The 24,620-nt window shown below is 64.2% G+C and carries 20 protein-coding genes; 2 read left to right on the forward strand and 18 right to left on the reverse strand.

Annotated features, from left to right (window positions below; genetic code table 11):
• Positions 1 to 2: 2 nt before the first annotated feature.
• The 12 genes from NA29_RS18845 to NA29_RS18900 form a co-directional block, all read right to left on the reverse strand.
• Positions 3 to 1,841: a feruloyl-CoA synthase gene (locus tag NA29_RS18845; protein ID WP_224786900.1), complete on the reverse strand. Its 1,839-nt coding sequence runs from the start codon at positions 1,839 to 1,841 to the stop codon at positions 3 to 5.
• 123 nt (positions 1,842 to 1,964) lie between these two features.
• Entirely contained in the window at positions 1,965 to 3,416 is a 1,452-nt protein-coding gene (locus NA29_RS18850) for an aldehyde dehydrogenase (RefSeq protein ID WP_039400464.1), read from the reverse strand.
• An 18-nt stretch (positions 3,417 to 3,434) separates the two neighbouring features.
• Positions 3,435 to 4,265 (reverse strand): p-hydroxycinnamoyl CoA hydratase/lyase, encoded by an 831-nt coding sequence (locus NA29_RS18855; protein ID WP_039400467.1) that lies wholly within the window; start codon positions 4,263 to 4,265, stop codon positions 3,435 to 3,437.
• A 151-nt stretch (positions 4,266 to 4,416) separates the two neighbouring features.
• Positions 4,417 to 5,559, reverse strand: coding sequence for a porin (locus NA29_RS18860; RefSeq protein WP_039400469.1), 1,143 nt, complete (start codon positions 5,557 to 5,559; stop codon positions 4,417 to 4,419).
• A gap of 162 nt (positions 5,560 to 5,721) precedes the next feature.
• Entirely contained in the window at positions 5,722 to 6,987 is a 1,266-nt protein-coding gene (mhpT, locus tag NA29_RS18865; protein WP_224786893.1) for a 3-(3-hydroxy-phenyl)propionate transporter MhpT, read from the reverse strand.
• Positions 6,988 to 7,345: 358 nt separating this feature from the next.
• Positions 7,346 to 7,921 (reverse strand): MarR family winged helix-turn-helix transcriptional regulator, encoded by a 576-nt coding sequence (locus NA29_RS18870; RefSeq protein ID WP_039400472.1) that lies wholly within the window; start codon positions 7,919 to 7,921, stop codon positions 7,346 to 7,348.
• Between the two features lie 178 nt (positions 7,922 to 8,099).
• On the reverse strand, positions 8,100 to 8,465 hold the full coding sequence (locus tag NA29_RS18875; protein WP_039400475.1) for a response regulator: 366 nt from the start codon (positions 8,463 to 8,465) through the stop codon (positions 8,100 to 8,102).
• Between the two features lie 48 nt (positions 8,466 to 8,513).
• Complete coding sequence (locus NA29_RS18880; RefSeq protein WP_052253057.1) at positions 8,514 to 9,155, reverse strand: chemotaxis protein CheX; 642 nt, start codon at positions 9,153 to 9,155, stop codon at positions 8,514 to 8,516.
• Positions 9,156 to 9,232: 77 nt separating this feature from the next.
• Positions 9,233 to 9,802, reverse strand: a complete 570-nt coding sequence (locus NA29_RS18885) for a hypothetical protein (RefSeq protein ID WP_039400477.1) — start codon at positions 9,800 to 9,802, stop codon at positions 9,233 to 9,235.
• A 23-nt stretch (positions 9,803 to 9,825) separates the two neighbouring features.
• Complete coding sequence (locus tag NA29_RS18890) at positions 9,826 to 10,554, reverse strand: methyl-accepting chemotaxis protein (protein ID WP_039400479.1); 729 nt, start codon at positions 10,552 to 10,554, stop codon at positions 9,826 to 9,828.
• Positions 10,555 to 10,663: 109 nt separating this feature from the next.
• Positions 10,664 to 13,120 (reverse strand): MCP four helix bundle domain-containing protein, encoded by a 2,457-nt coding sequence (locus NA29_RS18895; protein WP_052253058.1) that lies wholly within the window; start codon positions 13,118 to 13,120, stop codon positions 10,664 to 10,666.
• 288 nt (positions 13,121 to 13,408) lie between these two features.
• Positions 13,409 to 14,350 (reverse strand): LysR family transcriptional regulator, encoded by a 942-nt coding sequence (locus NA29_RS18900; RefSeq protein WP_052253059.1) that lies wholly within the window; start codon positions 14,348 to 14,350, stop codon positions 13,409 to 13,411.
• Positions 14,351 to 14,473: 123 nt separating this feature from the next.
• On the opposite strand from NA29_RS18900, the gene NA29_RS18905 reads away from it, so the two are divergent.
• Both NA29_RS18905 and NA29_RS18910 read left to right on the forward strand, forming a co-directional pair.
• Entirely contained in the window at positions 14,474 to 15,751 is a 1,278-nt protein-coding gene (locus NA29_RS18905) for a flavin-dependent oxidoreductase (RefSeq protein WP_039400482.1), read from the forward strand.
• Positions 15,752 to 15,857: 106 nt separating this feature from the next.
• Positions 15,858 to 17,225 carry an MFS transporter gene (locus NA29_RS18910; protein ID WP_039400485.1) on the forward strand — a complete coding sequence of 456 codons (1,368 nt, stop codon included), beginning with the start codon at positions 15,858 to 15,860 and terminating at the stop codon, positions 17,223 to 17,225.
• A gap of 21 nt (positions 17,226 to 17,246) precedes the next feature.
• Here the strand turns inward: NA29_RS18910 and NA29_RS18915 are convergent, their stop codons facing one another.
• From NA29_RS18915 to NA29_RS18940, 6 genes are all read right to left on the reverse strand, one after another.
• A complete protein-coding gene (locus tag NA29_RS18915; RefSeq protein ID WP_039400489.1) occupies positions 17,247 to 18,884 on the reverse strand; it encodes a gamma-glutamyltransferase family protein in 1,638 nt (545 codons plus the stop codon).
• A 77-nt stretch (positions 18,885 to 18,961) separates the two neighbouring features.
• Positions 18,962 to 19,900 carry an ABC transporter permease gene (locus NA29_RS18920; protein WP_224786895.1) on the reverse strand — a complete coding sequence of 313 codons (939 nt, stop codon included), beginning with the start codon at positions 19,898 to 19,900 and terminating at the stop codon, positions 18,962 to 18,964.
• A 12-nt stretch (positions 19,901 to 19,912) separates the two neighbouring features.
• Positions 19,913 to 20,857, reverse strand: a complete 945-nt coding sequence (locus NA29_RS18925) for an ABC transporter permease (protein WP_039400492.1) — start codon at positions 20,855 to 20,857, stop codon at positions 19,913 to 19,915.
• 13 nt (positions 20,858 to 20,870) lie between these two features.
• Entirely contained in the window at positions 20,871 to 22,373 is a 1,503-nt protein-coding gene (locus NA29_RS18930; protein WP_039400495.1) for an ABC transporter substrate-binding protein, read from the reverse strand.
• A 43-nt stretch (positions 22,374 to 22,416) separates the two neighbouring features.
• Positions 22,417 to 23,523, reverse strand: a complete 1,107-nt coding sequence (locus NA29_RS18935; protein ID WP_039400498.1) for an ABC transporter ATP-binding protein — start codon at positions 23,521 to 23,523, stop codon at positions 22,417 to 22,419.
• A complete protein-coding gene (locus tag NA29_RS18940) occupies positions 23,520 to 24,545 on the reverse strand; it encodes an ABC transporter ATP-binding protein (RefSeq protein WP_197701862.1) in 1,026 nt (341 codons plus the stop codon). Before NA29_RS18940 ends, NA29_RS18935 begins: the two co-directional genes overlap by 4 nt.
• Between the last annotated feature and the right edge of the window lie 75 nt (positions 24,546 to 24,620).

A 24,620-nucleotide genomic window follows, 5' to 3' on the forward strand; every position in this document is an offset into this window, starting at 1 on the left:
TCCTATCGACGTGCGGGCGCAAAGATCACGCGCGGGTCGCCTGCGGTGGCGGCGTGCAGCGATTCGACCGTTGCGGATCGATGGTCCTGCACCGCGCGCTGATTGATCGAGCCTTTGTCCGTTACCTCGCCCCGGTCGAGCGACGGCGGCGTGTCGAGCAGCAGCAGACGGGCAACGCTCGTGGCGCTGCCGCTCGCGCTGGCATTGAGCCGAGTGAGGAGCGACGCGAACATCTCGCGCACCGGCGTGGATGCCAGCACGTCGGCCAGCGACGCATCCTTCGGCAGACCGCTCAACCGGCGACAATCGTCCACGCGCGGGAAGATCATCAGACCGATATCGTCGCGATTGATGCCGGTGATCACGGCGTCCTGCACGTAGGGCGCACCTTCGGAGATCACGCGCGCCCGCAGCGGTCCGACGCTGACGAAGGTGCCCGAGCTGAGCTTGAAATCCTCGGTGATGCGGCCGTCGAACTGAAGACCGGCTTCGGGGTCTTGCGTATCGACGAAAGTCGCGGCGTCACCCGTGCAGTAGTAGCCCTCTTCGTCGAACACCGGGTCCGACGCTTCGTGACGCCAGTACCCCGCCATGACGTTCGGGCCGCGAAAGCGCACTTCGAGCTTGCCGCCCACGGGCGCCAGCTTCACCTCGCACCCCGGTGCGGGCAGACCGATGTAGCCCGCGCGCATGACCGGCCCCGTGGTGAACATGCAACTCGGCGACGTCTCTGTCATCCCGAGACCGGACATGATACGAATCCGCTCGCCGCAATGCGTTTCGGTCACGCGCTCCAGACGGTCCCACGCCGCTTGTGACAGTCCCGCACCGCCGAAGAAGTAAAGATTCACACGAGCGAAGAAGCGCTCGCGCAGGGCCGCGTCGCGCTCCAGCGCAATCGCCAGGTCTTCCCAGCCCTTGGGCACATTGAAGTAGACGGTCGGAGAGATCTCGCGCAGATTGCGCAATGTCTCCTCGAACTTGCCAGCGACGGGCTTGCCGTCGTCGATGTACAGCGTGCCACCGTTGTAGAGCGCGATGCCCACGTTGTGACTGCCGCCATACGTGTGATTCCACGGCAACCAGTCGACGAGCACGGGCGGTGCCTCGCCGAACGTCGGGAAAGTTTGCAGCAACATCTGCTGGTTGCTGCAAAGCATGCGCTGCGTCGTCGGCACGGCCTTCGGCTGCCGTGTCGATCCCGACGTGAACAGAATCTTGGCGACGGTATCGCCGTTCACCTTTGCGTGCACGGCGTCGATGTCGCGTGGCACCACGTCCACGAGCGTGTCGAACGACATGGCGCGGGAATCGCCGTGTGCCGTGACGCGAATCACCTCGTCGCTCAGCACAGCGTCCATCGCACGCCCGTAAGCCGTCACGTCGCTCGCATACACAAGGCCCGGCTTCAGCAGACCCAGCGTATGACGCAGCTTGCCGTAGTCCGTCGACACGATGGAGTACGCGGGCGAAATCGGAGCAAACGGCACGCCTGCGTACATCGCGCCCAGCGCGAGCTGAAAGTGTTCGAGATCGTTGCCCGACAGAATGGCGATGGGGCGCTCCGGCGACAGCCCCCGGTCGCGCAATGCCTGTCCGATGGCGCGCACGCGCAGCAACATCTGCGCATAGGTAATGCCGACCCACTCGCCCTGTGCGTCACGGCGAGCAACGAGCCATCGCGTCGGATGCTTCGCGGCGCCCGACACGAGCCGGTCGGTCAGACGCTCGGGAAAATCGCCCAGCGCCTCACGCGAGCGCAGATACCAGAACTCGCCGTCGCGCTGCACTTCGACACCGGGATTGCCGATTGCGACGTGCCGGTAGCGGTGCCCGGCCATGTTGTTGCCTTGATTCAACACACTGTCTCCTGCTGGGTCATGCATTCACCCGGCACGACGCGCTTTTTATTCTCTGGGCGGCGTTCGTGCACGGGGACATTGTCGTCTCCCGCGTTGCGGGGTTCAGATCGGATAGTGACGCGGTGACGTCTGCACGGTGATCCAGCGCAGCTCTGTGAATTCGCCGATGGAGGCCTTACTACCGAAACGTCCGTAACCGCTCGCCTTCACGCCACCGAACGGCATCTGCGCTTCGTCGTGCACGGTCGGGCCGTTGATATGGCAGATGCCCGATTCGATACGTTTGGCCAGTTGCAGCGCGCGGGAGACATCGCGGCTGAAGATCGCCGCCGACAGGCCGAACTCGCTGTCGTTCGCGACACGCACCGCCTCGTCGTCGTCGCTCACACGCTGAATCGTCACCACCGGACCGAACGACTCCTCGCCATACAGACGCATCGCCGGGGTGATGCCGTCGACAATCGTCGCCTGCATGATTGCGCCGTCGACGCGGCACCCGAGCGGCAGACGCGCACCGTGTTCACGCGCATCCTCGACCAACGCCGCGACACGCGACGCCGCCTGCGCGCTCACCATCGCACCGAGCACGCTGTCGGGCGACGTCGGCGAACCGGCATGCAGCTTCGCGGCCTTCGCCGTCAGCTTTTCCACGAACGCATCGGCAATACGCGCATCGACGATCACGCGCTCGGTCGACATGCAGATCTGCCCCTGGTTGAAGAAGGCACCGAAAGCGACGCCATCGACGGCGGCATCGAGATCGGCATCGTCCAGCACCAGCACGGGTGCTTTGCCGCCCAACTCCAGCAACGCAGGCTTGAGATGCTCGGCCGCGAGACGCGCGATGATGCGACCGACGTGCGTCGAGCCGGTGAAGTTCACGCGGCGCACTGCCGGATGCGCAATCAGACGCGCCACGATGTCACCCGCATCCTGAGGTGCATTCGTCACGACGTTGACGACACCGTCGCCAAGCCCCGCTTCGTGCAAGCAAGCACCGATCAGGGCATGCACGCCGGGACATTGTTCCGACGCCTTGAGTACCACGGTATTGCCGCACGCGAGCGGCATGGCGAGTGCGCGCGTCGCCAGAATCACCGGCGCATTCCACGGGGCGATGCCAAGCACCACACCGACCGGCGAACGCACGGCCATTGCGAGACTGCCGGGCACGTCGCTAGGAATGACGCTGCCGTCGATCTGCGTGGTCATTGCCGCCGCTTCGCGCAGCATGTTGGCAGCGAGCATGACATTGAAGCCGTACCAGTTCGCCATCGCACCGGTCTCGGCTGCGCCAATCGCGATGAACTCCGCAGCACGGGCGTCCATGCGCTCGGCCGCGGCAAGCAGACGCTGACGGCGCGCCGTCGGAGAGAGCGCCGCCCACGCGGGGAACGCGGCCTGCGCGGCATCGACGGCCGCGTCGGCGTCGGCCAGCGTAGCCGCCGGGGCGCGCGTCGCCACATCGCCGGTCACCGGATCGATTCGCTCGAACGTCGCCTCGCTTTGCGCGCCGCGCCACTGGCCGCCAATCAGCATCTGCACTTCATGCATCGCAGTCTTCCTCAATGTTCAACGCTTGTAGGCTTGCAGGCCCGGCTTGATCGACTTGTCGTCGAGGAATTGCTTCAAGCCCTGCTCGCGGCCATGCTCCGGGTCGCGCAGTTGCGCCTGATCGAGCTTGGCGTACAGGTAGTCTTCGCACTGCTCCCACGTGAGTTCGCGCGAACGCTTGAAGCCGTGCTTCGCCGCACGCAGCACCACGGGGTTCTTTTCGAGCAGCTTGGCGGCGAGCGCAAGCGTAGCGGCGCGCAATTCGGCGAGCGGCACGCTCTGATTGACGAGGCCCATGTCGGCGGCTTCGCGGCCGGTGAAGGTGTCGCCCGTCATGATGTAATGCAGCGCGCGACGATGGCCCACGGTGTCGGCCATGGCCTTGCTCACCAGATTGCCCGGCGGAATGCCCCAGTTGATTTCCGACAGACCGAACACGGCGTCGTCGGCGGCAATCGCCAGATCGCAGGCCACCAGCGGCGAGAAGCCACCGCCGAAGCACCAGCCGTTGACCATCGCGATGGTCGGCTTGGCGTACATGCGCAGACGACGCCACTGCCAATCGGACGCGTCGCGGCGAATGCGCTCCTGCACGATTTCCGGTCCGCCGTCGATCTCGCGGAAGTATTCCTTCAGGTCCATCCCCGCCGTCCACGCTGCACCAGCACCGGTGAGCACAACAACGCGGGCATCGTTGTCGAGTTCAAGCGCGTCGAGCACCTGATTCATCTCGGTGTTCAGCGTCGGGCTCATGGCGTTGCGCTTGTCTGGACGATTGAAGGTCACCCAGCCAATGCCACCCTCCACCTTCACGTCGACCGTCTTCCAGCGTCCTTCGTATGCATTCATTTTGCGTAATTCCCATATGTCCAGGGCAACCGGACCGCGCGCCGGGAGTGGTGCGCGGCGTTGCCGACAGACACAATTTAATATCAGGTTACCTTACATTGCAAGCATGGCGACTTCAGGGGAAACCCTGAAGATCGGTCCGCGCTTGCGATCAGAACGTGTGACGCATGCCGAGCATGACGCCTGCTTGCCCCTCGCCTGCGGGCGGCGTGGTACCCCCACCCCCGCCGCTGACCGAATAGGCTGCGCGGGGGCTGTTGAAGAGGTAGGCGGCCTGTGCATAGACGGCGGTGCGCACGGAGAGCGAGTACGTGGCGCGCAGCGTAGTCATCGTGCCGCGCGTGTCGTGGTCGCTGTTAATGATGCGATAGACCTCGGCGTCGACCAGCCAGGCGGGCGTGACGCTGTACGCCGCACCGAGATAGAACAGATTCGAATGCGTGTTGACGGCAGACGTCGACACACGGCGTCCCAGCCAGCCGCCACCGACCTTGAAGGCACCGTACTTGTAGTACGCGCCGAGGGTGGTGCGCGTGTCCTTGTCGCCGCTGCTGGTGAAGGCGGATGTGGCTTGCCCATCGAAGAAGTTGGCAGCCGCGTTTGTACCGCCGCGCTGCTCTTCGTACGACGCCGCCACGCCGAAGTTGCTCGCGTCGTACTTGAGCATGACTGACCAGTCGCGACACTGCACCGACTGACCCGGCACTTGCCCGGCGCAGGTGCCCTGGCCCGGCGAATTACCGGTGCCTGCCGAGTCGCGGCCGAAGGAATAGCCTGCGCCGAACGTCAGCCCCTGCCAGCCGACCTGATACGTCACCGAGTTGTCGGTGCGGGCGTTAGGGATGTAGGCGTCGAACGACCCCATGCCGTAGATGTCCGGGCCGAGAATGTCGGAGCCCAGCAGCGCGTAGTACGTCATGGTGTACTGGCGGCCGAACGACAGCGTGCCATACGGCCCTTTCACACCGACGAACGCCTGACGGCCGAATAATCGACCGCCCTGACCGAGATCGCCGCCACGAATGTTGAAACCGCTTTCGAGTTGAAAGATGGCTGCGAGTCCACCGCCGAGGTCTTCGCTGCCACGCAGCCCCCAGCGCGACGGCAGTTCGCCGGTCACGCCCGGCATGCGCACGACCGAACCGTTCGGGCTCGCATGCGAGACGTATTCGATGCCGGTGTCGACGATGCCGTACAGCGTGACGCTCGACTGCGCGCTGGCAAGAGACGGAACCGCCAATGCGGCGACCGCCGCCAATGGCGCAAGCGTGTGACGTGAAATGCGAAAAGCCATGAAAGTCTCCAGATTATTGATGTCGTTATATGTGCTACGTGAATCAGGCGATGCGTCTGGCGGTGCGCCAGAAAAAACGCGACGGCGGCCTTTGCATGCCGTCCGTCGCGCACAAGCGAGGCCGAGTCGAGTCAACCTTTCCAGCCGACTCGTGAGGCGAACTCAGTCGGCCGCGCGGGGACGACGGATCAGCGTGAGCGCCGCAAGCGCGGCCACGATCGTCACGGGAATGCTTGCACCGATCACCACCGCAGCGCTGCTGCCCACCGCGAGCAACATGCCGGCAGCGAGCGGGCCAACCACGGAGCCGATGCGACCGATGGCAACCGCTGCGCCTACGCCGGTGCCACGCATGGCCGTCGGGTAATAGGCGGCAGCGAGGGCATAGAGCACCGACTGGCCGCCGATGATGAACATGCCTGCGAAGAACGCTGCCGCAGCAAGCACACCGAAGCCGTGCGCGGCGGCCAGACCGACGAGCGACGCGATCATGCCGAGATACATGCCACCAATCACGAACGACATGCGCGCGCGGTCCATCAGATAGCCCAGTCCCAGCACGCCGACGGCGCTTCCCAGGTTGAAGAGAATCTGCACCCAACCGATTTCGCCACGTGCAAGGCCACGCGCCCCCATCAGCGACGGCAGCCAGTTGAGCAGGAAATACAGCACGATCAGCGTGCAGAAGTAGGACAGCCAGAGCTGCACTGTCGAGAGGCCTCGCCCTTCGGAGAACAGCACCGACGTCATCGGCGCAGGCGTCGCGCGTTGCCCTTGCGATGTCGCCGCGGCGAATGCACGCGACTCCGGCAGGAACCAGGCGAGCAACGGCAGCAGCAGGATCGGGCCCAGGCCGCCCACATAGAAAATGTGCCGCCAGTCGGCATCGCTCACCGCCAGCATGCCGATGGTCGCCGCAATGCCGCCGCCCAGCGGAATGCCGCAATACATGATGCTCACGGCCGTGCCGCGCAGACGCGGCGCCACCGCCTCCGACGACAGTGCAATCAGATTCGGCATCGCGCCACCCAACCCGACGCCCGTGAGCATACGCACGATCACCAGCATCCAGAAGTCCGACACGAACGCGGTGGCGATCGACAACACGCCGAACAGCGCGGCACTCAGCATCAGCACGCGCTTGCGGCCGATGCTGTCGGCGAGACGGCCACCCACCATCGCGCCCGGCAACAGACCGAACGTGCCCGCAGAGAACGCAATGCCCATCTGCGCCACGCTCAGGCCGAATTCCTTCGCCATGCCGCGCGCCGCCACCCCGACCGACTGCAAGTCGAGTCCTTCGAGCAACGCCACCGCGAAGCACAGCGCGAGTGTCAGCGCAGCGGAATTCGCCGCACTGCCGACCCCGCCGGTCCCGTCATCTCCCAACGGCAACGCCTGCGCGCCGCCCTCCCGATTCGATTTCATGGTGTCTCCTGTCATCTTCTTTATGGATGTCGGTTGCCACCCCGCACGGTCCATCGACATCGGTAACGAGTGCGTATTACACAACCATTTAATCAGGTAACCTGATATTAAAGGCGCATATACGACGGACGTGACAACGCCGCGAGAGCGTTGCATCGCTTTCGTCTTACCGGGTCACTGGGATTCGGTCGCGCACGCTTTATTTACGCTTGTCTGTCGTCGGCTGACTGCCGACGACGGGGCGCGATCCGGTTTGCCGCCGGTGGGCACACAACGATGCCTACCGGGGTGACGGACTCCATTTAATATCAAGCAACCTGACAATACAAGCTATTGTCCGGTCGGGACAAACCCGGAGTCAGTCGCGCAGATTGCGCACGAACAGTTCGAGATGACGCTGCACGGCGGCGGCGTCGTCGCGCGTCACGCCCGCACGCATGCGCGTGTCGATTTCCTTGGCGACGGCTTCGCATTGCGCGAGCACACGCCGTCCTTCGTCGGTCAGTTGCAGCAGTACGATCCGGCCGTGATTCGGATCCGGTTCGCGGGTGATCCACTGACGCGAGGCCATGATGCTCACCACCTCATTGGCGGACTGCGGTGTGATGAACGAGCGTTGCGCGAGTTGCGCGTTGGAGAGCTTGCCGCGCGCATCGAGCACGGAAAGCGCGGTGAATTGCGCGAGCGTGAGGCCCAGCGGGGCGAGCGCCTCCGACATGTGTCGGCGCAGCAAACGGTCGAGACTGGCGATGACGTAGGTCAGGCGCAGCTTCGAGCGGCGCGGGCGGGCGTCGGCACCTGCCGCATCGGCGGAGGCCACGGGTTGCGCGTCGCCGTCGGCCGCGAGCGCGACGTTCTCCGGCGTGTCGTGCGAACGTGAGTCGCTGGCGGCAACCGCAGCGGCAGTCTTCTTCTTCGAGGGTACGACGCTCATGATGACTCAGCGAGAATGCGCAGATTTTCGCGTAATGCGGGAAAGTCAGCAGTGTAACGCCGCCACCGGGGCGGTGGCGACGGTCTGCCCGCGATTCATCCCGACGATGAGCGGCGTTCGCCGCCTGACCGGCTCGCCGGAAGCCCCCTCAGACCTCCGACGCAGCCAGCAAGCGGTATCAGCTGGCGAGCTTGCGAAACGTTTCCAGCACGGCGTCGCCCTTGAACGGCTTGACGATCCAGCCCTTCACGCCAGCGGCCTTGCCGCGTTCCTTCATGGCCGGGCTGCTTTCGGTGGTGAGCATCACGACATTGACGGATGCGTTCGCGAGTTCGCCGCGAATCTTCTCGACCATCGTCAGGCCATCCATATTCGGCATGTTCACGTCGCTGATGACGAGACGTACGCCGGGGCTGGCCTTGATCTTGGCGAGGCCGTCCTTTCCGTCGACCGCAGTGTCCACGTCCAGGCCGTTCTTGCGCAGAAAGCCGGCGACTTCGTCGCGCACAGTGCTCGAATCGTCGACCACGAGAATCTTCGACATGGTGTTGTCCTTTGTGTGTAAGAAAGAGTGAATTGGCGAGCCGGGATCTCAGAACATTTCCAGCGCCCCGGTCTCGACGGGCTCAGCCGCGCTCTGTGACGCTTCGCGAAACGCTTCGGGCGACCAGTTCAGGCTGAATACAAAGTGCTGATGCAGCGTGACGATCTGACCATTGACCGGATCGGTCAGACGGTAGACGAAACACAGCTGCGGGTTATCGGTGCCGAAGGTGATGTACTTTTGCTTGTGGTTGATGAGCAGCGGCACTTGCACCTGCGTGCGGTCCACGGCGAGCGGATCGCCCATGTAGCGGTTCTTGAATGCGCCCCAGACGAGGTTCGTCAGTTCGCCCAGCATACCGTTGAGTTCACGAAAACCGGCCTGCCCTTCGCAGCGGCCCGTGTGTTCGAGCAGTTGCATGAACGGCACCTGCTCGGCCTGCATCATCATGTAGCCACGGCACCAGGCGCTCTCGAGCGGAATCAGGCTGAACACTTCGCCGAAGATGATGCGCTCGCGCACCACGCTGGGGGATTCGCAGGTCACTTCGATGTCGCCGAACAGGCCACGGAACACGCCGTCGGTGATGTCGATCATGCCGCGGACCAGCGCGTCCGGATACTCATGCTCGACGCTGTCTTCGAGGATCAAGAACTGGCTGACCGACTCGCGGGGGATGCTTCGGTTCATTGTGGTGGTTTCCTAAAGCGTAATTCGTGAGAGGCGATGGGGTGCGACCTGAAGCGATTTCCGGTGCACGAGCCGCGTCAAAACAATTCGAGTTCGCCGCCGCTGTCCTGCGTCACGCCGACATCGGCGTTGAAGTCCAGCGGTGCATGCGCACACACGCACAACGTGGCCACGAGACTGACCGAACCGTCGAGCGTGATGTCCCACGACGCCAGATGGTTCGGCTTGAGCTGCATGAGGTGAGGCACGCAGCGCGCGCTGAGCACGTAGGGCGTGGACATGCCCAGATCGGGGAAGTACCCCAGCAACTCCTGGTTAATCGCTCCGCAGCACAGATTGCTGATTTCGAGGAAGGCTTCGCGAAACGACTTCTCCTGATCGTCGCCCACGAAGTACGCGCGGGTGGCGTCGTCTTCATCGAAATGCAGTACGAGCAGCATGCGAAAGTCGATGCCCGAGATCGTGAGCACGACCACGTTGGCGTGGCGTACCTTCAGCTCGATGCTCATGGTCGTATCCGATGCGTCGACCTGCTGCACGGCGAGCGGTGCAATCTCGCACAGTGCGTCGGCCGAGCGGGCGAGCCGCGTGCGCGCCGCCTTGTGAAGGATGCGTTCGAAACTGTCGCGTGCGTGAGCGCTGATCACAACGAAACCTGCCTGCTGAGTGCTTAGTGGAGACGGGAATGCAACTGCTGCGCCAGCGATTCGACGCTGGAGAGCGACGCCGCAATCATCTTGCCGCCGGCCTGAATGTCCTGGAACGTCGCCGTGGTCGTGACGTCGTTGCGATGCAGGCTATCGCGGTAGCTCTTCGAGAGTTCTTCCGAGCGCGTCGCCAGCGCGCGCACTTCGCTCGCGACGATGCCGAAGCCGCGACCGGCCGTGCCCGCGCGCGCCGCTTCGATGGACGCGTTAAGCGACACGATCAGCACATGACGCACGATCGACGCGAGTTCGTGGTTCTTCGCGTGCATGTCCTGGTTCTGCGTCATCAGTGAAATCATCTGCTCGTGCCAGCGCTCGAACGTGGCTGCCAGTCCGCGCAGGCGAGCCGCTTCGCCCGCGATGCGCTGCGCTTCGCTCTGCCACATCGCCTTGTCTTCCAGCACCGACGCTTCCGACTTCTGCGCACTCTGCAAGTCCTGCTCGGCTTGCGTCAGGCGCGCCTGCAACTCGGCGATAGCATCGTCGTGCGACTGTACAAGTGCGTCCCTGCCTGCGACGGCGACACGCTCGCGCTCAAGCGCCTGCTCCAGCGCTTCGTCGTGCGTTTTGGTCAGCGCGCGCCAATGCGCCGTGGCCTGCGCCATGCGCCAGCGATGCACGACGTACCCCGCGACGCCCGCACCGACGAGGCCCGCCGCCGCACCCGCGAATAGCCATTGAACTGCTTCCATACTCGATCCATCTCCGAAAACGGCACGGCGGCCGCAGACACGCCAGGTCTGCGCCGCCTTGCCGATCGTCCTGACGCCGGGAGCCCGACGCTGCTGTCCTCGCCTCAGATCAGACCTTGCCGGCTTGCGACAGGTCGTCGCGCGACGTGTCCCGTGCCGCCGTCAGGCTGTTCGATCCGGCTTGCGCGGCACCGCCTTCCAGCGCGGGCAGGTCGACGGCATCGGCCGCCACGCTATTCAGGTCGAAGCCGTCGACTACGAGGTTGTCGGGCAGGCATACCACCGTCTGGAACTGACGGAATTCCGCGCCCTTGCGCTCATCCGTGAAGCGCAGTTCGATGCGGCCGTGTTCGCGGCGCACGAAATCCTGCACCGCGTCCATGCCAACGCCACGTCCCGACACCTCGGTGACGCTCGACGCCGTCGAGAAGCCCGGGCGGAAGATGAACTGCGCGATCTGTTCGTCGGTCACATACGTCTCGGCCGTGATCCAGCCGCGCTCCACAGCGATGCTGCGGATGCGATGCAAAGCAAGGCCACGACCGTCGTCGGTGAGCGTGACTTGCAGCATGTTGTGATCGAGACCCACTTCGATATCGATGGTGCCTGCCGCTGGCTTACCTTTCGCACGACGCTCGTCCGCCCCTTCCAGACCGTGGTCCATCGAGTTGCGCAGCAGGTGCATGAAGACGTCGCGCAGAATGCGCACGGCCGGGGCGCGCAGACGGTAGCCGTTGTCGTCGATGCGCACGGCCGGGGCCGGTTTGCCGAGTTCGCCCGCGAGCGACGGCAGCGAATCGAGCACGCCGCCCAACGCTTCGCCCACGCCTTCGGTACCCAGCAGTCGCAGCGTCTGGTGAACGGCGTCGCGCATGGCGACCAGTTGATGCAAATCGTTCGGGTCGGCGGCTTCGAGCATGCGCAGGCTGGCGCGGATGTGCGCGCGGTCCACCACCATCGACTGTTCGTCAGCGGTGCGGCCCGGGCCCTTGCGACCGAGGCTCATCTCGTTGATGTGTGCGTACGTGTCGACGGCGTCGCGCACGCGTTCGAGTTCGCGCATCAGGCCGTCCTGATCCCACAGACGCGCTTCGTCCGGTGCACGCAGCTCGTGATAGCGCTGCTCGGTCTCGTGCACGACGTTCGTCAGGTATTGCAGGTTGTACGTGCGCGCATTGCCCTTGATCGTATGCATGTTGCGGAACAGTTCGGCAATGGCTGCGCTGTCGGCTTGGGAGTGCTTGCGGATGATGCGTTCGTTCTCGCGAATGAAGCCCGTCGAGCTTTCGATGAAGTGATGGAACTTCTCCTGGCTCACGGCCAGAATCTCGCCGATCATCTCCAGACGCTGCTTCTGCTCGTTCGCTTCGGCCGCGAGTTCGCGCAGTTCGGTCACGTCGCGCACGCACAGCATCAGTCGCAGGATCGTGTCGGTCTCGTCGGTGATGGCCGACCACGTCAGATCGAGCTGCTTGACGCGGCCGTCCGGCATGCGCTTGCCGATCTCGCCGACCAGCAGGTGTTCGTTGAACGCGAAGTTGATGGCGTCCTGACCGATGCAGGCGTCGATGGCCGCTTCGACTTGCGAGACGGTGTCGGACCCCAGATCGCTGTCGGCGAACACCAGATCCATGACGCCGCGACCGGCAATGTCCTGCGTCTCGAAGATCGCTTCAAGGTAGGCCGAGTACTCGCCGTGCACTTTCGAGCCGTCGACGACCGTCAGAATGCCCTGCTGCATGTTCTGCAACATCGCCTGAATGTCGGCCGTCTTCTGCTTGAGCTGGGCGGAGCGCTCCTGAATCTTCTCGATCATCCCGTTGAAAGCGACGATGGAGTGCCCGATTTCATCCATGCGCCCCACCGGCACGCGACGGGTGAAGTCCTGGCTGTTCGCGATCTCGCTCATCATGGCCTGCATGCGCGAGAGCGGACGCGTAATTTGGCGGTACAGCAGCGCACCGATGGCCGTGAGCAGCACAATGGCCAGCCCCGTCACGATGCCGATGGCAGTCGTGGTCGTCGAGAGCGTGTCGTTGAGCGTGGCGATGGCCGAGTCTTTCTGGCGGTTCTTCTCGACGCGCAGCGTGTTGACCACGCCTTCGAGCTCGTCGCGGTACTGCGCGACCATCGCGAAGAGGAACGCCTGTGCCATCTCGGTCTTGCCCGCCTGCTTGAGCTTGGCGGTGTCGTTGATAGCGTTGAAGTAGTTGTCGACACTCTCGCGCGCCTGCGTTACCAGCCCCTTCTGAGCGTCGCTTGCGGCGCTTTCGGCCTGACGGGCGAGCGACTGGTCGATGTCGCCGCGCAGCTTCTTGAGATTGTCGAGCGCCTGTTCGACGACGGTTTCGTCGGGCGCGTAGACCAGCGTCATCGTGGCGATCTGCACCGCCTTGACTTGCGAGACGAGATCGGCGGAAGCGAGCGCGCTGGGCACCACACCTTCCGTTACCTGCCGTACTTTCTGAGCACTGGCGCGTGTCTGATAGACCGCGTAGCCACCAATGATCGAGAGCGCGACAAACGTCAGGATCACCAATAGCGTTATTCGATGACGGATGGTCATTGCGTCATTTCCCCGGGTCGCACCGGCGCCCGGTGCCACGCGTGATTTGACGCAGTAGATCGGCCGCCGAATTAGTTTGTGAGTTCCTCGTGCGCCGTGATTATTGCGGGTGAACTGTGACGATTCGATGAATCAACAGAAGCTTCACGTTACCTCGATGCCGTAGTGCCGTGTAGGAATCCAAGATGAGTGAGCGCGTACTGACGATATCGCCATCCCTCGACCATCAAGATTTCGGTCCTCACAACGTCCCCCATCCTTCGCGTTGGCACAGCCACCCAGTCAGTACTAACTTCTGCGCTCGTCCGCGATGGCATCGATGCGTTGCAGCGACTCGACGACCAGCTCGGTGAACTGGCGCCACAGTTCAGGCTTCGCGCGCCCGCGCTTCACGATACGATGAAAGCCCAGTGTGACTTCCGGGTCAGTGAGCACCTCCCAACGTACCGCGCGATGACGACACGCAGGTAGCGCGAACGTCGGCATGATCGCGGTGCCGATACCGGCTTCGGCCATGCCGATCAGTGTCTCGAAGCGACGAAACGCCGTACGTGGCTCGTCGGCGCGGTCGATGCGCGCGAGATGTGTCTCGACGAGTTGCTGAATCGGATTGTCCGACGGCAGACCGATGAGTGTTTCGTCCCGCAGGGCGTGCCATGTCGTATCGCCCGCCTCCGCTTTGGCGCTTCCCGTTTTGCGCGCAGGCCGCTTCGTCGCCGTCACGCGCATCAGACGAAACGATTGCAGCAGCGTTCGCTCGATGCCGTGCGACGCCTTGGTGAAAAAGCCGAATCCCATGTCCGCTTCCCCCTGCTCGACGAGCGCATGCACCTGTGCGAGTTCGGTTTCATGCAGCCGCAGGTCCACGTCGGGATTCGCCCGTTGAAACGTGCCGAACCACTCGGGCATCAGATGCGACGACACGAGTGGCGTGGCCGCAATGCGCAGCGTCTTGCGCGACACCTGCCCGAACGTTGCAATCTGTCCCGCGACGGCATCGAGCTGGCTGACGGCCGCGCTCGCGACCGGGAGCAACGCATGACCCGCGTCGGTCAGCGTCACGCTGCGCGTCGTGCGGTCGAACAGACGGCTGCCAAGTTGCGTCTCGATCTCGCGCATCATCACCGACAAACCCGCCTGCGTGATGTGCAGCCGCTCGGCCGCACGCGTGAAGTTGCCCAGCGTGGCCACGAGTACGAACGCTTTCAGTTGACGCAGGGAGATGTTCATCGGCAACTCATAACTGATTCATATTAATTCATATGATAGTCAAAATTCCCTGATGACTAACGACGCGCTTTAATGGTCGTCATTCCAGAACCATCTGCGCAGTCGCGCTCAGGAGACTTTCCCATGCCCCCATCGATCGACGTGGCCATCGTCGGCGCAGGTATCGGCGGTTTGACGCTCGCGCTCAATCTGCATGAAGCCGGTATCGCTTGCCGCGTGTTTGAGGCCGTCCCCGAAATTCGTCCGCTGGGTGTCGGCGTGAACATCCTGCCGCACGCTGCACGCGTGCTCGACGGGCTGGGCCTGACGCCTGCGCTGCGCGACGTCGCCGTGACGACGCGCGAGTCGGCATTCTTCAACCGCTTCGGCCAGTTCGTCTACAGCGAACCCGCCGGAGAACATGCCGGATACGCGTGGCCGCAGTTCTCGATTCACCGGGGCGATCTTCAGGGCGTGTTGCTTGCCGCCGTGCGTGAGCGCCTTGGCGAAGACGCGGTCGTCGTAGGGCATCGCTGCACCGGCTTTCTCCAGGACGACGACGAGATCACGATCTCGTTCGAGTCGCCGCAGGGCGACACGCTGCCGCCGGTGACGGCACGCCTGCTGGTCGCCGCGGACGGCATCCATTCGGTCGTGCGCAAGCAGTTCTATCCGACCGAGGGCGCGCCGCGATACTCCGGCGTGAACATGTGGCGCGGCAGCGTCGTGATGCCGCCGTTCCTGAGCGGCGCGTCGATGGTGCGCGCGGGCTGGCTGTCGGTGGGCAAGATGGTGATCTACCCGATTCGTAACAACGTCGACGGCCATGGCAACCAGTTGGTGAACTGGGTCGCGGAGATCGAAGCGCCACGTCCGGCGCGTCGTGACTGGAACGGCGTGGGGCGTCTGGAAGACTTTTTCCCCGCATTCGCCGACTGGCACTTCGACTGGCTCGACGTGGCAGGCATGATCGAGGCGACCGAGACGATTCTCGAATATCCGATGGTCGATCAGGACCCGTTGCCGCGCTGGAGCTTCGGGCGTGTCACGTTGCTGGGCGACGCCGCGCATCCGATGGTGCCGCGCGGCTCGAACGGCGCAGGGCAAGCGATTCTCGACGCACCGTGCCTGGCCGCGCAATTGCGCGAGCATGGCCTCACACCTACGGCGCTGGACGCCTACGAGCGCCTTCGGGGCAAGGCGACCGCCGAGGTCGTGCTGATGAACCGCAAAGCGCCGCCGGACGCGATCCTGCAAACGGTGCACGAACTGAGCGGCGACAAGCCCTTCACCCATATCGACGATGTCATCAGCGCCGCAGATCTCGCGGAGATTTCGAATCGGTATAAGAACGTCGCAGGTCTGAACCGGGAAGCACTTAATGCAGCTCAGGCGGCTCAGACGGCTCGGACCGGTCGTTGAGTCACCCGGCAGCCGACTGCCAATGACGCGTGCGCGCCTCCGGGTGCGCACGCTTTTGCCTATTCGACAGAGCCTCGCCAAAGAGGCCAATCATGGAGACAGTGCCATGCCCCAACCTAGCATCGATCTGCGGTCGCTCATCGACGAGCGGCCCTTCAGCCGTTATCAGATATTCGTCACAGCACTCTGCGGGCTGATCGTCTTTCTCGATGGCTTCGACACACAAGCCATCGGCTATGTGGCCCCCGCCATCGTGCATGCGCTGGGCATCGAGCGCTCGGCGCTCAGCCCTGTCTTTTCGGCCAGTCTGGTCGGCCTCACGCTCGGCGCGCTCGTCGGCGGACCGATGTCCGATCGCGTGGGGCGGCGGCCGGTGCTGATCGTGGGCATGCTGATCTTCGGAGCGATGTCGCTCGCGACGGCGTTCGCGTCGTCCGTCACGTCGCTGCTGGTGCTGCGCCTGCTGACCGGCATCGGGCTGGGCTGCGTGATGCCCAACGCGATTGCGCTGACCGGCGAGTTCGCCCCCGAGCGCGTGCGCTCTACCGCCATCATGGTGATGTTCTGCGGATTCTCGCTGGGCGCGGCGCTCGGCGGACTCGCTGCGGCTGGCCTGATTCGCGACTACGGCTGGCCGTCGGTGTTCATCGTGGGCGGTTTGCTGCCACTCGCCGCTGCACTGCTCGCCTGGCGGCACCTGCCTGAATCGCCCCGTTTCCTCATCGTGCAGGCAAAGCATCCGGCGCGCCTGCTTGCCGTCCTGCGGAAACTCGCCCCCGATCTACCAGCAGACGCTCGCGTCGACAGCGGTGCCGATGTGCACGCCAGGGCGCATGCCAGCGTGTCTGCCCTCTTCGCGGACAAGCGTGCGCGGATCACCGTGCTGCTGTGGGTGATCTTCTTCATGAGCCTGATGGATCTGTACTTCCTGTCGAGCTGGCTGCCGACGGTGATTCACGATGCAGGCATCGCACTCGATACCGCCGCGATCATCACCTCCATGCTGCAAATCGGGGGCACGCTCGGCACGCTCACGCTCGGACGAGTATTCGACCGCGTGCCGCCGTTCAAGGCGCTCGGCGTGGTGTATCTGGGCGCAGCGGTGTGCGTCGTGCTGGTGGGACTGGCGGGCACATCGGTCGCGGTGCTCGTTGCGACGATCTTCGGGGCAGGGTTCTGCGTCGTCGGCGGCCAGATCGGCGCGAACGCGCTGGCCGCACGCACCTATCCCACGACGATCCGCGGCACGGGCGTGGGCTGGGCTTTGGGGATCGGGCGCATCGGCTCCATCGTCGGACCGATCGTGGGCGGTGTGCTGCTGGCCCTGCATTGGGACCCGCAGCACCTGTTCATGATGGCCGCCGTGCCGGTGACCATCGCCAGTGCAGCGGCCTTCACGATCAGCGCTGTCATGCAGCGTGAAGCACGGCTTGCAGCCCGTCGCGTCGCCCGCACTGCGAGCGACGCTATCTGACGAAGACGTGACTCAGCGAACTCAGTAGCCCGCAGCGAGGCCGTCGCGACGGCTGTCGCTCGCGGCCACGTAGCCGCGCTCCGGATCGTTGCGATCCAGACGCCAGATGTACTGGCCGGAGCCGAAGTCCATGTACGGGTCGTCGATGGACTTGAGCTTGTGGCCCAGCGCCACGAGCCCTGCCACCGTTTCGCGATCCATCGTCGATTCGATATCGACGGTGAAGTCGCGATTGACCTTCCAGCGCGGTGCGTCGCAGGCAGCCTGCGGTTGCTGACCGTAGTCGAGCATGCGCACGACCGACTGCAAATGGCCTTGCGGCTGCATGTCCCCGCCCATCACCCCGAAGCTCATCACGGCTTCGTGCTGACCGTTGACCTTCTGCGTGAGGAATGCCGGAATGATCGTGTGGAACGGGCGCTTGCCACCCTCGACCACGTTCGCCGACTTCGGGTCCATCGAGAAGCCGCAACCACGGTTTTGCAGCGCGATGCCGTAGTCCGGCACCACGACGCCCGAGCCGAAGCCCATGTAGTTCGACTGGATGAAACTGACCATCATGCCCTGCTCGTCGGCGGCGGTCAGATAGATGGTGCCGCCGGACTTCGGCATGCCGAAGTCGAAGTGCGTCGCCTTGTCCGGATCGATGAGCTTCGCGCGTTCGGTCAGGTAAGCGTCGTCGAGCATCTGCTCCGGCGTCACCTCCATCGAGCGCGGATCGGCCACGTACTTGTAGAGATCGGCGAAGGCCAGCTTCATCGCTTCGATCTGCAAGTGTTGCGAATGCACGCGGTCCACCGCCAGGCTGGAGACGTCGAATTTGTCCAGAATGCCCAGCGCGATCAGGGCTGCAATGCCCTGGCCGTTCGGCGGAATTTCGTGCACGGTGTAACCGCGATAGTCCTTCTCGATGGGCTTGACCCAGTCGGCGCGATAGTTGCGCAGATCGTCGGTCGTCATCGCGCCGCCATGCTCGGTGCTCCAGGCTGCGATGCGCTCGGCGATCTCGCCTTCGTAGTACGCGCGCGGGCCTTCCTTCGCCAGCAGACGCAGCGTACGGGCGTGGCCCGGCATGCGCATCATCTCGCTGGTCGTCGGTGCGCGGCCGTTCGGCATGAACGTTTGCGCGTATCCCGGCTGATTCTTGAGTTCGGGCACCGCTGCGGCCCACTTGCGCGCGACGATGTTCGCCACAGCGTGACCCCGCTCGGCGATCTCGATGGCCGGGGCCATCAGGTCCGCAAACGGCAACTTGCCGAACTTCGCGTGCAAGGCTTCCCAACCGGCGATCACGCCGGGAATGCTCACAGAGTCGACGCCGCGAATCGGCTGTTTGGCGATGCCGTGCTCCTCGCCGTACTTCTTGCGGAAGTAGTCGACGTTCCATGCACCGGGCGCGGTGCCCGAGGCGTTCAGGCCATGCACCTGCTTGCCGTCCCATACCAGCGCGAAGCAATCCCCGCCCAGACCGTTGGAGACCGGCTCGACGATGGTCATGCAGGCGGCTGCGGCAATCGCTGCGTCGACGGCATTACCGCCCTGCCAGAGAATGCGCAGACCGGCTTGCGCGGCGAGCGGATGCGACGTCGACACGATGTTGCGGGCGAACACCGGCAGGCGCGGCGTCGGGTACGGGTTTTGCCAGTTGAAGTGCGTCATGGAATTACGGATGACCTCTGTCTCGATTGGTTGGAATACGTCTGCCGGAGCGTGATGCTGCTTTGGTTAAGTGACGGTTATTGCTCGCGAGGATCCAGCGCGTCGCGCAGTCCGTCACCCAGCAGGTTGAAGCCGAGTACCGTCAGGAAAATGGCGATACCGGGAAAAATGGACATCCAGGGCGCCTGCTCGACGAAGTCCTTGGCCGTGTTGAGCATCGAGCCCCACGACGGCAGCGGCGGCAGTTGCCCCAGTCCGAGGAACGACAGGCTCGCCTCGGCGATGATCGCGGTCGCGACCGTGAGACTGGCCTGAACGATGATCGGCGGCAGCACGTTCGGCAGGATGTAGCGCACGATGATGCGCGTATCCGTGAGGCCGATGGCACGGGCCCCCTCGACATACTCTTCCGCTTTCACGGTGAGCGCCTGCGCGCGTGCCAGCCGGACGAAACGTGGCATGGCGGACACGCCGATGGCAATCATCGCGTTGGTCAGGCTCGCCCCGAGAAACGCCGCCATCGCAATGGCCAGGATCAGGAACGGAATGGACAGCAGCGCGTCGGCCAGCCGCGAGACGATGGCGTCGACCCAGCGGCCAAAGTAGCCCGCCAGCAGCCCGAGCGGCACGCCCACGATCACCGCGATACCGACCGACACCACACCGGCGGCCAGCGACGCCTGCGCGCCGTAGATCATGCGCGCGAGAATGTCGCGGCCCAGTTCGTCGGTGCCGAACCAGTGCAGCGCACTAGGGGCCTGACGCACCGCCATGAAACTAGTGGCAATCGGGTCGTAGGGCGAGATCCACGGCGCGAGCATTGCGACAAGCACCGCGAACGCGACGATGATCGCCCCGGCAACCGCCGCCTTGTTGCGCGCAAACTTGCGCAGCCCGCGATAGCGACGGCGCGGCAGGCGCTCCGCGCTCGCGGCGACGGCCACCGGCGCGACGGCAGGGTTCGCGTCCGGCGCTGGCGAAGAGGATGACGTCTGTGTCGTCTGGATAGCAGCCATGTTCTTGAATTCTCAGGCGCGACGCAGGCGCGGGTTAAGCAGGACGTAAAGCACGTCGGCCAGCAGGTTCAACACGATGAAACTCACGGCGGTCACCAGCACGACACCCTGCACCACCGCATAGTCGCGGTTGAACACGGCGTCGACGACCAGCTTGCCGAAACCCGGAATCGTGAAGACCTGCTCCGTCAGCACCGCCCCCGCGAGCAACTCGCCGAACAGCAGCGCCAGCACCGTCACAATCGGTATCAGCGCATTGCGAAACGCATGCTTGAGCACCACCGTACCGCGCAGCAAGCCCTTCGCACGCGCCGTACGGATGTAGTCGGTGCGCAGCACGCCGAGCATGGCGCTGCGCGTGTGACGCATCAGTTGCGCGCCCAGCGCCGCCCCGAGCACGAACGCGGGCATCACCATCGTCTTGAAGCTCATCCACAAATCTTCGCCCGGCGGCACGTAGCCCGACGACGGCAGCAACTGCCAGCGCACCGAGATGAGGAAAATCAGCAGAATGCCGAGCCAGAAGTTCGGAATCGACATGCCTGAGAGCGCCAGCACGTTGGATCCGTAATCGATCGCTTTGCCACGATTGGCCGCCGAGAGAATACCCAGCGGAATACCGATCCCAATGGCGATCACGAGACCGAACATGGCCAGTTGCAACGTGACCGGCAACTTCTGCGCGATGAGTTTCGTCACCGGCTCGCCGGTGCGCAACGAGTTGCCGAGATCGCCGCGCAGCACGCTGCCAATCCACAGCGCGTACTGCGTGGGCAGCGGCTTGTCGAGGTGATACTTCTCGCGCAGGGCGGCGATGACCTGCGGGTTCTGATCCTCGCCAGCCATCGCGAGCACGGGATCGCCGGGCAGCATCTTCTGCAACCCGAAGATCATCATCGACACGATGATGAGCGTGGGAATGGCAACCAGCGCACGATGGACGACGAGGCGCAGCATGGCGGCAGTCCCCTTAGCCCTTGATGGTCACGCCGCGCAGACGGATCAGACCGTCCGGGTAGGCCACAAAGCCCTGCACCTTCTTCGTGAGCACATACGGCCACGGCTGCACGTACAGATAGAGGATCGGGTCTTCGTCGGACAGGATCTTGTTCGCGGCGTCATACAGCGGCTTGCGCTCGGCGACGGTCGACTTCACGCGCGCGTCGTTCAACAATTTGTCGACCTCGGCGTTGCAGTACTGACCGTAGTTCAGATTGCCCTTGCACGAGACGAACTGGTGCAGGTTGCCGTCCGGATCGACACGTCCCGACCAGCCGTTGTAGAGCACATCGAAGTCGCCACGGTGCGCGGCGTCGAGTGCCGCCGCGTAGTCCATCGGGCGCAACTTGAGCGTGATACCGGCTTCCGCGAGCATCGCCTGCAACATCTGCGCCATCTGATTGGAGACGGTGCTATTGCCGAAGCTCAGCGTCACATTGACCTTCTCGAAACCGGCCGACTTCAGCAAAGCCTTCGCCTTCGCAACGTCGCGCTTCGTGGTCTTGATCGACGTGTCGTAATACTGCCCGGAGCGCGGCAATGCCTGATTGGCTGGCGTGAAGATGCCGCCGCCGATTACCTGATTGATCGCGTCGCGGTCGATAGCCAGATCGAACGCCTGGCGCACGCGCTTGTCACGCAACGCCTTGTTCGCGTTCGGGGCGACGTTAAACGTCAGACCATAGTAGCCGAGCCCGTCCATCGAGATGAAGGTCAGGTTTGCATCGCGCTGAACCGACTTCACGTCCGACGGCGAGAGACGCTCCAGCATGTCGAGCGAGCCGGAACGCACGTTCGCAAGACGCACCGTCGTATCCGGAATCGGCAGGAAGATGACCTTCTGGATGGGGTATTTGTCGGCTTCCCAGAAGCCCGGGAATTTCTCCAGCACCACGCGATCGTTCTGCACGCGCTGCACGAACTTGTACGGACCGGAGCACACCGGCTTCGATTGCACGCTCGCATCGTCGGCCAGCGTCTTGGGCGCGAGCATCATTCCCGCGCGGTCGGACAGCGTGGCGAGCAGTGCCGAGTCCGGGGCCTTGAGCACGATGTTGACGGTCGAGTCGTCCACCACGTCGACATGGTCGATGGACGAGAGCTCGCTCTTGCGGTTGCTTGCCTGCATCGTGCGCGCGCGGTCGAGATTGGCCTTCACGGCGGCGGCGTTGAACGGCTCGTCGTCGTGGAACTTCACGCCTTTGCGCAGTTTGAACGTCCAGGTCTTGCCGTCGGCACTCACATTCCATGCGGTGGCCAGCATCGGCACGAACTTCAGATCGGTGCCGATATCGACCAGCGAGCTGCACAGCGAGCGCAGCACCATGCGGTCGACCACCTGCGAACTGCGCGCAGGATCGAGCGAACCGATGTCTTCCTGCAAACCAATCCGGATAGTCGATTGCGCCATGGCCGAAGCCGCGCCGGTCGTCAGAGCCGCCGCCAATACAAGATCGAGCAGAACGTTGCGCATGCGTGTGATCCCTTGTCTGTGTGATGGTGTCGTGAAGGTGTTGTTATGTACTCGTGCGGGCTGCGCTCGCGTCGGTCTGCGACTGTCGCGCCCGATACAGCGCGAGTCGCTCGCCCAGCTTCTCGCTCGGTGCCGCCGCCCGCGCCGGGCTTGCTCCGGCGTTCTGAATCTCGCGCCAGAAGTGGCAGGCGACCTGTCGGCCGTCCGGCAGCACTTCGTCGACCGGCTTGTGCTCCCGACAAGCGTCGCGCGCATGCGGGCAGCGCGGGTGAAAGCGACACCCCGGCGGTGGTGCAGTCGGACTCGGCAGCTCGCCACCCAGCGGTGCGCGCTCACGTCGCAGATGCGGTCGGCTCGCCGGAATCGCCTGAAGCAGCGCCTGTGTATAGGGATGCAGCGGGTTGTCGAAGAGCGCGTCGGCGCTCGCCAGCTCGACGATCTCACCGAGGTACATCACCGCCACCCGGTCGCTCATGTGGCGAATCACCGCCAGATCGTGGGCGACCATGACGAGCGTGAGGCCGAAGTCGTGCTTCAGCCGTTCGAGCAGGTTGATGACCTGCGCCTGCACGGAGACGTCGAGCGCCGAAACCGGTTCGTCGCCGATGATCACGCGCGGCTCACCGGCCAGTGCGCGTGCGATACCGATGCGCTGGCGCTGCCCGCCGGAAAACTCATGCGGGAAGCGTTGCGCATAGTCCGGTTGCAGGCCGACGGTACGCAGCAGTTCGGCGACGCGCTCGTCGCGGGCACGTCCGTGTGCGAGGCCGTGTAATGCAATCGGCTCACCGATCAGACCGCCCACGGTCATGCTCGGATTGAGCGATGCGAACGGGTCCTGGAAGATGATCTGGAGTTCGCGCCGCAGACGCCGCATCGCGCCCGCCCCCAGCGTCATGATGTCTTCGCCCTGATAGCGCACTTCGCCGCGCGTTGCGTCGAGCAGGCGCAGCAGCAAACGTCCCAGCGTAGATTTTCCGCAGCCCGATTCGCCGACGATGGCGAACGTCTCGCCCGCCTGCACTGCGAACGATACCCCGTTGACGGCATACACCGTGGGGGCGCGTGAAAAGCCCACGCGATGGCCGCCGAAGTGCTTGGTCAGATCACGGGCTTCGAGCAGCGGCGTCATTGTCGATGGTGCGTTCATGCCACGGCCTCCTCTCGCAACGACGGCGGCGGAGTGAGTGACTCGACCGGCGCGAGCCAGCACGCCACGCGGTGCGCGCCGGTCAATGTCCGCTCGGGCGGCGCCTCACGAGTGCAACGCGCCTCGGCGAACGGGCAACGCGGCGCAAAACGGCATCCGGCAGGCATGCGCTCCGGCGAGGGCACTGCGCCGCGAATCGTCGCCAGCGTGCCTTCGCGTTTGCCGATGGACGGAATCGCGCCCATCAGCCCGATGGTGTAAGGGTGCTGCGGATCGTCGAAGATCTCGCTCACCGTGCCGTACTCGACGATGCGCCCGGCGTACATCACGGCCACGTCGTCCGCGACCTCGGCCACCACGCCCAGATCGTGCGTGATGAGCACGACGGCGGTGCCGGTTTCGCGCTGCAACGTCTGAATGAGTGTGAGCACCTGCGCCTGAATCGTGACGTCGAGCGCCGTCGTGGGCTCGTCGGCGATGAGTAGCGCGGGCCGGTTGGCGAGCGCCATCGCGATCATCACGCGCTGGCGCATGCCGCCGGAGAGCTCGTGCGGATAGTTGTCGAGCCGGGTTTCGGGCGCGGGAATGCGCACGAGCTTGAGCATGTCGAGCGCTTCGGCACGCGCGGCGCGTCGGTCCAGTCCGCGATGTCGCCGAATGCCCTCCTCGATCTGATGGCCGATCGTGAACGACGGATTGAGCGACGTCATCGGCTCCTGAAAGATCATCGCCAGACGGTTGCCACGCAGGTCCGCGAAATCGCGTTCGTCCAGCGCCAGCAGGTCGCGGCCTTCGAAGACGGCGCGTCCTGCTACGAGGTTCGCCGGCGGGCTGGGCAACAAACCCATGAGGGCCAGCGACGTCACGCTCTTGCCGCATCCCGATTCGCCGACGATGCACAAAGTCTTGCCGGGGTGCACGGCGAAAGAGACGCCATCGATCAGATTCGGCGCGTCGGGTGCCTTGGAGAATTTCAGCGACAGTCCGGTGACTTCAAGCACCGGCCCAGCATCTGCGGGCATGGTCATGGGGCGCGTTGTGTGGGTCGGCCACCCGCTCATGCGGGATGTGCATGACACGATTATGTCTTCCCCGCA

Source organism: Pandoraea sputorum (assembly GCF_000814845.2).
In the GTDB taxonomy this organism is placed as follows: Bacteria; Pseudomonadota; Gammaproteobacteria; order Burkholderiales; family Burkholderiaceae; genus Pandoraea; species Pandoraea sputorum.

Excerpts from the sequence above, each read along its gene's own strand:
- NA29_RS18915 (WP_039400489.1), bottom strand. The coding sequence starts at position 18,884 with ATGACGCACTTCAACTGGCAAAACCCGTACCCGACGCCGCGCCTGCCG.
- NA29_RS18920 (WP_224786895.1), bottom strand. The coding sequence starts at position 19,900 with ATGGCTGCTATCCAGACGACACAGACGTCATCCTCTTCGCCAGCGCCG.
- NA29_RS18925 (WP_039400492.1), bottom strand. The coding sequence starts at position 20,857 with ATGCTGCGCCTCGTCGTCCATCGTGCGCTGGTTGCCATTCCCACGCTC.
- NA29_RS18935 (WP_039400498.1), bottom strand. The coding sequence starts at position 23,523 with ATGAACGCACCATCGACAATGACGCCGCTGCTCGAAGCCCGTGATCTG.
- NA29_RS18895 (WP_052253058.1), bottom strand. The coding sequence starts at position 13,120 with ATGACCATCCGTCATCGAATAACGCTATTGGTGATCCTGACGTTTGTC.
- NA29_RS18870 (WP_039400472.1), bottom strand. The coding sequence starts at position 7,921 with ATGAGCGTCGTACCCTCGAAGAAGAAGACTGCCGCTGCGGTTGCCGCC.
- NA29_RS18905 (WP_039400482.1), top strand. The coding sequence starts at position 14,474 with ATGCCCCCATCGATCGACGTGGCCATCGTCGGCGCAGGTATCGGCGGT.
- NA29_RS18875 (WP_039400475.1), bottom strand. The coding sequence starts at position 8,465 with ATGTCGAAGATTCTCGTGGTCGACGATTCGAGCACTGTGCGCGACGAA.
- NA29_RS18910 (WP_039400485.1), top strand. The coding sequence starts at position 15,858 with ATGCCCCAACCTAGCATCGATCTGCGGTCGCTCATCGACGAGCGGCCC.
- mhpT (WP_224786893.1), bottom strand. The coding sequence starts at position 6,987 with ATGAAATCGAATCGGGAGGGCGGCGCGCAGGCGTTGCCGTTGGGAGAT.
- NA29_RS18855 (WP_039400467.1), bottom strand. The coding sequence starts at position 4,265 with ATGAATGCATACGAAGGACGCTGGAAGACGGTCGACGTGAAGGTGGAG.
- NA29_RS18850 (WP_039400464.1), bottom strand. The coding sequence starts at position 3,416 with ATGCATGAAGTGCAGATGCTGATTGGCGGCCAGTGGCGCGGCGCGCAA.
- NA29_RS18900 (WP_052253059.1), bottom strand. The coding sequence starts at position 14,350 with ATGAACATCTCCCTGCGTCAACTGAAAGCGTTCGTACTCGTGGCCACG.
- NA29_RS18860 (WP_039400469.1), bottom strand. The coding sequence starts at position 5,559 with ATGGCTTTTCGCATTTCACGTCACACGCTTGCGCCATTGGCGGCGGTC.
- NA29_RS18880 (WP_052253057.1), bottom strand. The coding sequence starts at position 9,155 with ATGAACCGAAGCATCCCCCGCGAGTCGGTCAGCCAGTTCTTGATCCTC.
- NA29_RS18845 (WP_224786900.1), bottom strand. The coding sequence starts at position 1,841 with ATGGCCGGGCACCGCTACCGGCACGTCGCAATCGGCAATCCCGGTGTC.
- NA29_RS18930 (WP_039400495.1), bottom strand. The coding sequence starts at position 22,373 with ATGCGCAACGTTCTGCTCGATCTTGTATTGGCGGCGGCTCTGACGACC.
- NA29_RS18940 (WP_197701862.1), bottom strand. The coding sequence starts at position 24,545 with ATGCCCGCAGATGCTGGGCCGGTGCTTGAAGTCACCGGACTGTCGCTG.
- NA29_RS18890 (WP_039400479.1), bottom strand. The coding sequence starts at position 10,554 with ATGGAAGCAGTTCAATGGCTATTCGCGGGTGCGGCGGCGGGCCTCGTC.